Origin of the sequence: Roseibium denhamense, from assembly GCF_009711415.1 — a bacterium.
In the GTDB taxonomy this organism is placed as follows: Bacteria; Pseudomonadota; Alphaproteobacteria; order Rhizobiales; family Stappiaceae; genus Roseibium; species Roseibium denhamense.
Genome location: NZ_SMLZ01000068.1, coordinates 1 through 11,755, shown reverse-complemented (window position 1 = coordinate 11,755; position 11,755 = coordinate 1). Strand labels below are relative to the sequence as shown.

Here is an 11,755-nt window from a genome sequence, read left to right as displayed (position 1 = left end):
CGACCGGTTCGAGATTGACCCGGACACGGGTGTGATCACTGTCAAGGACGGCTCCAGCTTTGATTTCGAAACGGAGCCGACAGTTTCCGTTGAGGTCACCGCGACTTCAACGGACGGATCAACGTCGACGGGTACATTTGATATCCAGATCCAGGATGGCAATGAACCGCCGGATCTTGTGGTTTGTCTGGAAGACAGCGGAAACCTCGTCATCAACGGAAGTTTCGAACAGTTTGAAGGCACCCTGTCCGGTACCGACCCGAAAGGCTACTACGAAAATCCGGAGTCGATCGAAGGGTGGACTTATCAGGACGTCGACGTCCAGCAATCCGACCGCCAGGGAGCAGGCACGACCGATGGCGATCACCGCCTCGACCTGTCCGCAAACAAAAGTGGTTTCGCAGCACAGCAAATCGAGGGGATGCTTGAGGGGCAGGTTTACACCTTCAGCTTTGATGCAGCGCCCCGCGGCGGTGTGGGTGAAACAGTGGCGGAGGTCTACTGGAACGGCGAGCTGATCGATACGATTGATCCGGCCACGACTGGTAAGACTTGGCAGAACTACAGCTATGAGATCGTTGGCGGATCCGGCGATGGTTCAGACACTCTGACATTCGTGGAAGTCGGTGGAGGCAACAAAACCTTCGGCACATTCATCGATAACGTTTCGGTCGTGTCTGACAGCCGGATTGCTGTGGTTGAGGAGTATTTTGGCGCAGAGATTGCGCCGCTGGCCGTGTTCGATCCCGACGTTGGCGATACGCACACATTCACGGTTTCGGACGACCGCTTTGAGGTGGTCGTGTCAGGCGACAAGTATGTCTTGAAACTGAAAGATACAGAAGCCTTTGACTACGAAACCGAGACCCAGGTGACCGTGGATGTGACCGTTACAGACAGTGGCGGTCTGACGGACACCGAAACAGTCGTTATCGATGTCTTGGATGTTGACGAGAACATGGGGCCGGTGGGGCCGGTCACAGACAGCGACACCACAACCAATGTGGTGGCCGAGAATGGCACTGGTGGTGAGTATACCGGTGTGACGGCATTCGCGGATGATCCCGACGTTACCGACGTGGTCACATATGAATTGACCGGCGGCGACGGCCGGTTCGACATTGACCCGGATACCGGCGAGATTTTTGTGAAAGACGGGATCAGCTTTGACCACGAAGCCGAGCCGGAACTTGATGTTGAGGTTACAGCGACATCTTCTGACGGATCGACCTCGACCGGTACCTTTACAATCAATATCGGTGACGTGAACGAGGCACCTGATCTCGTGTTTCACACCGATGAAGGTGCGGGTACATCAGCGACAATCACATTCACTGGAGAAGAAGCCGGATATAGCAACAGCTTCGGTGTGTTCGTCATGGATGACAGCAGCAACCCGGTCGCCGGGCAGATCGTCTGGACGAATGGCAACACGTTGACGCCGGGCGAAACGGCAACTGTCAATTTCCCTGGAATTGATGCGGCCGATATCGGCTACTTCCTCATCCCTGATGGTGCCGATCTGAACTCCGGCATCGCAGCCGGGGACATGGTGACCTTCCAGCTTGACGGTAACGGCAACTGGCAAGCGATTGCCGAAAACGGCACGCCTTTGGTTGGCCAAGATGCAAACGTCTACTTCTCAGGGGATGAAAGCCTCAACCCCGATGGGTTGGACCACACAACGGAATCCGGCATTTCAATTGGATTTGAGGATCTCGTCAACGGCGGTGATAATGACTTTGACGATTTCGTATTTGACGCGGACACGTCAGAATACGGTTATCGCACGTCCATTGTTGAAGAGGTAAATGGCGCCGAAGCGGCTCCATTGTCAGTGTTCGATCCGGATGCAGGGGATACGCACACCTTCGCAGTATCCGACGACCGCTTCGAGGTGGTTGTTTCTGGAGATAAATATGTCCTGAAGCTCAAAGATACTGAGGCATTGGACTACGAAACCGAGACGCAAGTGACGGTCGAGGTGACGGCGACAGATACCGGCGGTCTCTCCGATACCGAGACCATCATTATCGATGTGATCGACGTTCCGGAAAATGTCGGTCCGATTGGTCCGGTCACAGACAGCGACACTACAACCAACGTTGTGGCCGAGAACGGTGCTGGCGGTGAGTATACCGGTGTGACGGCATTCGCGGATGATCCCGACGTAACCGATGTTGTCTCCTATGAGATCACAGGCGGCGACAACCGGTTCGACATCGACCCGGACACGGGCGAGATCTTCGTGAAGGACGGGGTCAGCTTTGACCACGAAGCCGAGCCGGCGCTTGATGTCGAAGTCACGGCAACGTCCTCAGACGGATCGACGTCGACAGGTGTCTTTACTATCGATATTGGCGATGTGAACGAAGCGCCTGATCTCGTTGTCGAGTATGGGGACGTTGGCAACAACCTCATCAAGAACGGCTCCTTCGAGTCCTTTGATGTTGCTTCCGGCAAATGGAGCCAATTTGCCGATGATAACTCAGGTGCCTGGACTTCGGATGGGAAGATGGAAGTCTGGGACAACTTCGGCGGCGTTTCTGCCACTGAGGGTGATCAGCATCTCGAACTGGATTCTGAAAAGAACGTCAATTCGATTTCTCAGACCGTAGAGACTTCTGTCGGACAGGTTTACGACCTTTCATTCGACGTCCAAGCAAGGACCAACGATGCGTCCAACACCGTTGAGGTGTACTGGAACGGAGAGTTGGTCGCCAGCGTCGACCCTGAAAAGGGCACTTGGCAGACAGTCGAATTCCAAGTGGTCGGTACCGGTGGGGACGATGTTCTAGAGTTCCGCGAAACCAGCGAGGACAACAATACCTACGGTGCGTTCATCGATGATGTGCGGTTGACCGGCACTGACCGGATCGGAATTGTCGAAAACAATTTTGGGGCTGAGGCTGTTCCGCTTTCGGTTATCGACCCTGATGCCGGTGACACCCACACCTTCACGGTCTCCGACGACCGGTTCGAGGTGGTGGTTTCTGGCAATCAGTATGTGCTGAAACTGAAGGATGACCAGGCACTCGATTATGAAACGGAAACGCAAGTCACACTTCAAGTGACAGCAACCGACCAGGGCGGCCTGTCAGACACCGAAACAGTCGTCATCGATGTTATCGATGTTCCGGAAAATACGGTGCCGGTCGGACCTGTAACCGATGTTGACGGCTCGTCAAATGCAGTGGTGGAAAACTCTGCAGGAGGCACCGTTGTTGGGGTCACAGCTTTTGCTGACGATCCGGATGTTGGTGATGATGTTACCTACTCCATAACCGATGACCGGTTCGAAATCGATCCGGATACCGGTGTTATCACGGTGGCCGACAATGCCGTCATTGATCGTGAGGCAACGCCGTTCATCGACATAGACGTTACTGCGACCTCCACAGATGGTTCCAGCTCGACCGGAACCTTCCGGGTAACGGTCGGTGATGAGAATGAATTCTCGATTGGTCCGGTTTCCGATATCGATACCACGGGCAATTCGATCTCCGAGACAGCCGATGGTGGTGAGGCAACAGGCATTACAGCCTTTGCAGACGACCAGGATGCGACGGACACTGTGAGCTACGAACTCACGAGCGGCGGTGACCGGTTCGAGATCGACGCGGACACAGGTGTCATTACAGTCAAGGCCGGTGCGTCTTTCGATGCGGAAACTGAACCGGCCGTTGATGTAACGGTGAAGGCAACCTCAACGGATGGATCATCGGCATCCTCAACATTCACGATTGAGGTTCAGGATGGCAACGAGGCTCCGGACCTTGTGGTGCATCTCGAGAATGGCTCCCAACAGTTTGTCGTGAATGGCAGCTTTGAAGTCTTTGATGGCACTCTGGGTGGTAATGACGGTTCTGGGTGGTACCAGAACCCGGATTCCATCGAGGGCTGGACCTATCAGGATGTCGATGTCCATCAGGCCGGGCACAACAATTTCGGCGCCACGGATGGCGACCACCATCTCGACCTGGCGGCAAAAACCAACGGAACGGCATCGCAAGCCATCGAGGGCATGTTGGACGGCCAGGTCTACAACCTGACATTCGACATGAAGTCCCGTGGCGGAACCGGGCAAAGTGTTGCGGAGGTCTACTGGAACGGTGAGCTGATCGATACCATTGACCCTGCCACAACAGGGACCGGCTGGCAGGAATATGGCTACGATCTTGTTGGCGGCAGCGGCGATGGGTCTAATACTCTCACTTTCGTTGAGATTGGGTCCGACAACAATGGCGGGGCGTTGATCGACAGCGTTTCAATTGTTTCGGATAACAGAACGGCAGTTGTTGAGGAGTTCTTCGGAGCTGAGATAGCACCGCTTTCCGTCATCGATCCTGATGTTGGCGACACGCATACGTTCACGGTGTCGGATGACCGCTTTGAGGTTGTTGTTTCAGGCGACAAGTACCTTTTGAAACTGAAAGACGACAAGGCGTTTGATTACGAGACCGAGACGCAGGTGACCGTAGATGTGACTGCGACAGACCAGGGTGGTCTGTCGGATACCGAAACCATCGTGATCGACGTCATCGACATTGATGATGCAAACGCACCGATTGGTCCGCTGTCCGACAAAGACACGTCCAACAACGCTGTGATGGAAAATGCAGCGGCCGGAACCGTGGTCGGTATTACTGCATTTGCCGCTGATCCCGATGCCGGAGACAGCGTGACCTATGCGATTGGTGACGACCGGTTCGACATTGATCCTGACACAGGTGTCGTAACGGTTGCCGATCAGGCGGTGATCGACCGTGAAGCCACTCCTTTCATCGACGTGGATATCACAGCGACATCCACTGATGGATCCTCGGTCACTGAGACCTTCCGGATCAGCATTGGCGATGAGAACGAGTTCAGTATCGGGCCGATCACGGATACCGACACGTCCGACAATACTGTTTCCGAATTGGCAACAGGCGGAGAGATTGTCGGCATCACTGCCTTTGCAGACGATCCGGATGCGACCGATACGGTGACTTATGAGCTGTCTGGTGATGACCGCTTCGAAATTGATCCGGATTCCGGCGTCATAACCGTCAAGGACGGTGCTGTCTTTGATGCTGAAACCGAGCCAAACATCGATGTGATGGTCACCGCGACGTCGACCGACGGTTCGCAATCGACAGAAACCTTCTCCATTGATGTGTCTGATGGAAATGAAGCGCCTGACCTTGATTTCGATCCTGAGCTTGGGCCAGGCGTTGCCATCACCATGACATTCGTTGAGGAGTTTGCTGGCTACAGCAACACTGTCGGTGTGTTCGTTATGGATGGAAACGGCAATCCGGTCATGGGTGAAATCGTCTGGCTTGACCAGAACGCCCTGACCGCCGGGGACACCAAATCGCTGTATATCGAGGGTTTTGACGCCGCTGATGTCGGATACTTCATCATTCCAGATGGTGGAGATCTCAACGCCGGTCTGCAAAGCGGTGACGAGGTCAGCTTCCAGAAGGATGGCAACGGCAACTGGCAGGCGGTTGCCGGTGACGGGACACCTCTGGTTGGACACGACGCCAACATCTATTTCTCTGGTGACGGATCGCTCAATGCCGATGGCTTTGACCACACCGATGAGATGGGCGTCACTGTCGGCTTTGAAGACTTGATCGACGGCGGCGACAAGGACTTTGACGATGTTGTCTTCGATCAGACAATCTTTGAAACTGATGCGCGTGCTTCGGTCTACGAAGAGCAGCCGGGGGCAACCGTCGGAGAATTGACGGTCGCGGATCCGGATGTGGGCGATACACACACATTCGCTGTGTCTGATGACCGTTTCGAAGTTGTCGAGACCAATGGCGTATATGTCCTGAAACTCAAGGACGATCAGGCGCTCGATTACGAAACGGAGACACAGGTCACGGTAGACGTCACCGTTACCGACAGCGGCGGTCTGTCCGACACCGAGACCATCGTCATTGATGTGATCGATGTTGAGCCGGATAACGACAACAACCCTGTTGGACCGGTAAGCGACACGAACACCGCTCAAAACCTCGTTGCGGCCAGCGCTGCGGCCGGAACCTTGATTGGCCTCACAGCGTTTGCTGATGATGCCGATGCCGGAGATGTTGTCACGTACTCCATCGATGACGACCGGTTTGATATTGATGCCGATACCGGCGTTGTGACGGTTGCAAGCGGTGCAACGCTCAATGTCGGTGAAACCATTAATGTCACGATCACGGCAGCATCGAGCGACGGAACGGAGTCCAGTGGGGTCTTCCCGGTCGAAGTGACAGCCGGCGGGCCCGGCAACCAGGCGCCCGACCTCATTGTTGGCGATGCGATTTCGCAGAAGAACTTCATCAAGAACGGTTCTTTTGAGGAGTTCACATCATCCGGCAAGGAGAGCGGATCCGGGGATGCAATCTGGTACGGTGATGCAAAGGTTGATCATTGGAAAACCAGCAATACGGATATTCACAAGACCGGCTGGGAAGATCTTGGAACAACCGATGGCGATCATCGCCTTGATCTGGCCAATGAGAAGCAAAATGGCAGTGCCTATCAAAAGGTCTACGATCTAGAAGATGGCGAAACCTATAAGCTTTCGCTTGATATCCGTCACAGGGGTAAAGACGGCGATGCCGCTGTCGAGATCTACTGGGATGGCGATCTGATTGATACGGTTGTGCCTTTGGACCGCGGAAACGGATGGAATACGTATACGTATAACGTTGTTGCGGGCGACGGTGACTACACCAAACTGAAGTTCGTCGAAGTTGGCAAAGACAACTACAAGGGGACACAGATCGACAATGTCCGTTTGACGGATTCAAACAGCATTGCGGTCGAAGAAAATCAGGCTGGTGCGGAAGTTGTGGCGCTTTCAGTCGTTGATCCGGATGCAGGCGATGTCCATACGTTCACAGTTTCTGATGAACGGTTTGAAGTCGTCTCAGACGGTGCGAATTATCTGCTGAAACTGAAAGACGATCAGGCTGTTGATTTCGAGACCGAAGAGTCGATCACACTCGACGTGACCGCGACCGATAGCGGCGGCCTGTCTGACACGGAAACGATCACGATCGATGTGATCAACACCAAGGACATGCCGACCCACCAAATCGGGACTGGTCTGGATGACGTTCTTGTCGGCCAAGGGGTCAATGACTCGCTGCATGGCGAAGGCGGAAACGACATTCTTATCGGTCAGTCCGGTACGGATTCGCTCTTCGGTGGTGCCGGAAATGACGTTCTTCGTGGCGGAACCGACAATGACACGATGGAAGGCGGTGACGGATCAGACATCTTCGCTTACATGCTCGGTGACGGAAATGATGCCGTATTCGGTGGTGCGGGTGCGAACTGGATCGATATCATCGATCTGCAGAGCGCTGCCGACGGGACACCAATCGGCGAGTATGGCAGTGATTGGTCGATCACGATGACCGAAGGGTCAATCGAGAATGTCGACGCTCTGAACGGTGAAATCACCTTGTCACAAGACTCCGGTGGCTACATCGATCTCGCAGATGGTGGCCGTGTCGACTTCACGGACATCGAAGGCATCCAGTACTGATCCTTCGGAAGCTAACTGCAAAGAAACAGGCCGCATGTTGCGGCCTGTTTTTGTTTCGGGAGCTGCAGGAAACGCTAACGGATCGGTTCCAGCGGTTTCGTTTCGATGACAACGGGTTCGCTCACGGCAACTTCGATGGGGGGAGACTGAAACATGTCGTTTTCAGTCGGCCCAAGCCGCAGATCCCAGGTGTTGAATTCCGGCATGATCCGCGCGATGGGATCCGGTCTTTCTTCGACAATTGCAAAATGTTGAGGGGCCAGACGCCCGATATTGGCCAGCAGGAAAAAGTCCGCAAGCTTTGCGTCATACCGCGCCCGAATGTAGTCAACTTGGCTGAGCAACAGTTCCCGCTCGCCATCAAGGACGTCCAGCAGTGATCTCTGACCGCTGTCAAACTCAACTTGCAGACCTTTGACGGCACGTTTGTTCGCTTCGATGGCGCGCTGACCTGCCTTTGCCCGCAGGCGGGACGCGGCACGCTGCTTCATGGCCCGGATCACGTTTTCGCGGATAATCTGCTGCGTGTCGTCCAGCTCATATTCTTCTTGTGCGGCTGTGAACTTCGCCCGTTTGACGGATGCGATGTTCCGGCCACCGGTGAAAAATGGTGCGGTAACGCGAACGCCGAACCGGAAATCTTCTTCGTCCTGATTCCCGAGGTTTCCGCGATATCCGTGTTCCCAAGCGCTTTCGAGGGTTACGCGCGGCATCATATCGCCGGCGCTCGCCCGCGCTGCATAGCGGGCAGCTCTTGCGTCGGCAGTTGCCGCCCGGATGGACGGATTGTTTTGGTAGGCCACCAGGATCGCATCATCCAATCCAGCCGGTTCCAGGGATGCGGGGATACCGGGCCATCCCGGCTTGCCCGGCTTTTGACCCGTCAAACGCTCGTACAAAGCCTCGGTAGCCTCGAGGTCACCGGTTGCCTGATCGCTGTTGCCTTGTGCTTCGGCAAGGCGCGCGAGGGCCTGCTCAATATCTGTCCGTGTTGCATCGCCCGATTTGTAGCGGGCCCGCGCCGCATTGACTTCGCGCTGCACGACATTTGTGTAGGCGCGCAGATACGCGAGGATCGCGCGATCACGCACAACCCTCAAATAGGCATCTGCCGTGTTGAACAAAAGGGTTTGTTCGGCTCCGATCAGCTGATTGCGGCCGGAGGTTGCTTCTTCATGCGCTTGATTGAGCCGGTTGACGCCCGCAAATCCCTGGAACAGGGTTTGGGACACTGAAACGCCAAGTTCATGAAAAAAAGCGCGATCGCTTGTGTTCGTGCCGCGTTCATTCCGGAAGGCGTTCTGTTCTCCGAGATACGTACCTGTCACCGTTGGCAGGAATTCTGAACGGGCGGTCCAGATGCCTTGGTTCGTTGCCTCGTATCTTGACCGTTCTGCCTTCAGGGCCGGATTGACGGCGTAGGCGGCTCCCATCGCCTCTTCAAGGGACTGAGCAGATGCAGGTGCTGAAACGGATAGCGCCAGAGCAGATGCACCGGCCATCAAAAAGGGTATGCGGAGGCGGATCCGCCTAATAAAGTATCGCGCACAGAAGGATGTCATAGCAGCACCACATTTGTTGTCTGCCATCAAGGTAAAGTTTTATAGTTAATCAAAGGTAAGTCTTCGTTTTTAAATAAGGTTAACAGTGTCTTTACCTTACTTAAAGGAAGTTAAAGTAACGCATTCGCATTTAGGGCGTACGGCGACCTTTAGGCGAATTAAGCCGGTCTGGAGAGAGGTTCCCAACTTCTTCAATTAAGCGCTTGTCAGGCCGCCTTCCCGGAGCTTGCGTATTTGTTCAGGGACAAGATGTTTTCCGAACAGGAACCCCTGGACTTCGCGGCAGCCAGCTTCTTGCAGAAATTTGAGTTGGCGCTCCGTTTCTACGCCCTCCGCAATGACGGGGATCTTGAAACTGTGCCCAAGCAGTATCGCCGATCGCAGAATCGCTCGGGATTGCGGATTCGTTTCAAGCGATTGCGTGAACATACGATCTACTTTGATCTTGTCGAAGGGGAACGCTTGCAGCGTGTTGAGCGATGAATAGCCCGTGCCAAAATCATCCATTGCAACGCGGACACCCATCTTTCTGAGAGTTCGGATGGTCTCGTGCACGCGTTCATGATCATCAATCGGGGTGCTTTCAGTGAGCTCGATTTCAAGACGCTCCGCTGGAAGACCTGTCTTCAGCAGGACGGTAGAGACAAGCCCGGCAAAGTCGCTCCGGGAGAGTTGAACTGGAGAAGCGTTGACTGACAGCGTCACCGGATCGTGCCACGTGGCGGCCTCTGCACAGGCGTTTTCCAGAACCCAGCTGCCGATATCGAGGATAATTCCGGAGCGCTCGGCCATGGGTATGAAGTCTTCCGGTGCGATCGGGCCTTTCTCGGTATGACGCCAGCGCACAAGGGCCTCATATCCGACCAGATGCCCGGATTTGGCCAGATTTTGTCTTTGAAAAACAAGGGTAAGCTCATTGTCGATAGTGGCGTTCCGTAGATCTGCGGCCAAGGTTGCTTCCCAGCGGTTCGCCTCTTCCATCCCGGTAACATAAGGTTGGATAAGATTGCCGCCGATTGATTTGGCCTGTTTGGCTGCAAGGCTTGCCCGTTTGACCAAGGTGTTCAGATCAGAGCCGTCGCGCGGATAAATGGAAAGTCCGATACTTGATCGGATCGATAACCGGCAGTTCCCCCATTTCAGCGGCCGGCGGGCCAGAGCGCGGACTTGCCGGGCAAATTCGACCGCCTCGTCAACTGTCTCCAGCTTTGAATTAATAATAAGAAACTCATCGCTGTAAAATCGGGACAGCAGTATGGGAGCCGGCAGATTTTTGCGCAGTATCTCTGCAATGCCGCACAACGCGGCGTCGCCAGCCTCATAGCCGTGGAGATCGTTGATCGTCTTGAACTGGTCAAGACTTATCATCACAACAGCGCACACCGTCTTGTTGCTTTCTGCTGCACCCAAAAGATCTTTGGCAGCCCGCTGAACATAGTGGCGATTTGGCAGGTGAGTCAGTGCATCTTGTTGCGCCAGATGATTGTATGTGCGCCGCGCCGTATCCTTGCGATGGCGGTCCAAAGCGGATCCGATCAGTGCAAACACGACAAAAAGGGTGGTCACCACACCGCCGATCAGAACCATATCGGTTGAGCCGATGAGATCCGCCGAAATGCCGATTGGAGCCGGGGGGCTGGGGATTGGAGCTGCTGCTGCCAGGAAAAGCAGGACGGCCGTTGCAGTAACTGCAGAGGCGAACAATATCCTCGATTTTGGGGCAACCAGCCTTTTCGACAGGCTCATTCCAATAGCACATACCAAAAAGGCCGCAATTACGGGAAGCGGTGCTTCCAACGCGCTTGGATTGGTAAAGCGCGGCGCGACATGTGAGCTGCCTTGCAACACAGCAGTCGCGAGAACGGAGAGTGCGATCAGGCCCCCAGATAGCTCAGGAGCGAGCCGGAGCGAGTTCTGGCGTGAGATCCAAAACCCAGACATCAGGCCCATGGTTGCGATGCCGAGTGCGAGCAGTGAAACCGGGAGTTCGAAACCCGAGGGCTCTTGTGAAGCAAATGTCACCAGCGCCAGGATGTACGAAAGCCAGATGGTTCCCGCACAGACGAGCGCCGACCAAAAGGTCCATATACTGCCAGCTGCACCGGATTCATGTTGAGCCCTTGCGAATAACTCAGCGGCATAATACGCGCCGGAAAAGCAAAAAACGGCGATGAGGACACCATAACCAGGTTCGAAGCCGCTATTGCTAAAACCGAAATCCATAAAAGCCCCCGCATACGGATGCTTTTACTTGTACTTTGAATAGAATAACAAATCGTTTGATGAAGAGTGTTTAATAACAGTGTGAATAAATGAGTATTGTCTAAATTGCGTATTAGATGGTGATCTTTTCATTTGTTTGGATAGTTATTTTTCCAGTTTGAAGTAAATTGGTCGATTGGAGGCCAAAAAACTTGGCGAAGTGCGAGTCTCGTGCGGGCTGCGTGCGGCATTCCCATCCGGAAACGCCAAGCGGATCCTAAGGCCGTATTGTCCGCTTATCAGACTGCTATCAAAAGCCATCAAGGCAAAGCCGCTTTTTTCATTTCGGGTGGATCGGCAAACTGGAATTTGGTGGTGAGCCCCATTCATGCGGTGCCGGATATCTCCCCCCGGGCATGGGGGAGCCCAACTTAAAAACATGGATGAA

General features: G+C 54.4%; 3 protein-coding genes. 1 reads left to right on the top strand and 2 read right to left on the bottom strand.

Annotation, left to right across the window (positions count from 1 at the left end; genetic code table 11):
- Positions 1 to 31 precede the first annotated feature (31 nt).
- Positions 32 to 7,543 (top strand): cadherin domain-containing protein, encoded by a 7,512-nt coding sequence (locus tag E1180_RS00580; RefSeq protein WP_208996767.1) that lies wholly within the window; start codon positions 32 to 34, stop codon positions 7,541 to 7,543.
- A 74-nt stretch (positions 7,544 to 7,617) separates the two neighbouring features.
- Here the strand turns inward: E1180_RS00580 and E1180_RS00575 are convergent, their stop codons facing one another.
- Together E1180_RS00575 and E1180_RS00570 are read right to left on the bottom strand one after the other, a co-directional pair.
- Positions 7,618 to 9,045, bottom strand: a complete 1,428-nt coding sequence (locus E1180_RS00575) for a TolC family outer membrane protein (protein ID WP_208996766.1) — start codon at positions 9,043 to 9,045, stop codon at positions 7,618 to 7,620.
- A gap of 255 nt (positions 9,046 to 9,300) precedes the next feature.
- Positions 9,301 to 11,328 carry a putative bifunctional diguanylate cyclase/phosphodiesterase gene (locus E1180_RS00570; protein ID WP_155189142.1) on the bottom strand — a complete coding sequence of 676 codons (2,028 nt, stop codon included), beginning with the start codon at positions 11,326 to 11,328 and terminating at the stop codon, positions 9,301 to 9,303.
- Positions 11,329 to 11,755 lie beyond the last annotated feature (427 nt).

What these genes read in the sequence shown, in the direction of transcription:
- E1180_RS00575 (WP_208996766.1), bottom strand. Translation starts at nt 9,045, where the DNA reads ATGGCCGGTGCATCTGCTCTGGCGCTATCCGTTTCAGCACCTGCATCT.
- E1180_RS00570 (WP_155189142.1), bottom strand. Translation starts at nt 11,328, where the DNA reads ATGGATTTCGGTTTTAGCAATAGCGGCTTCGAACCTGGTTATGGTGTC.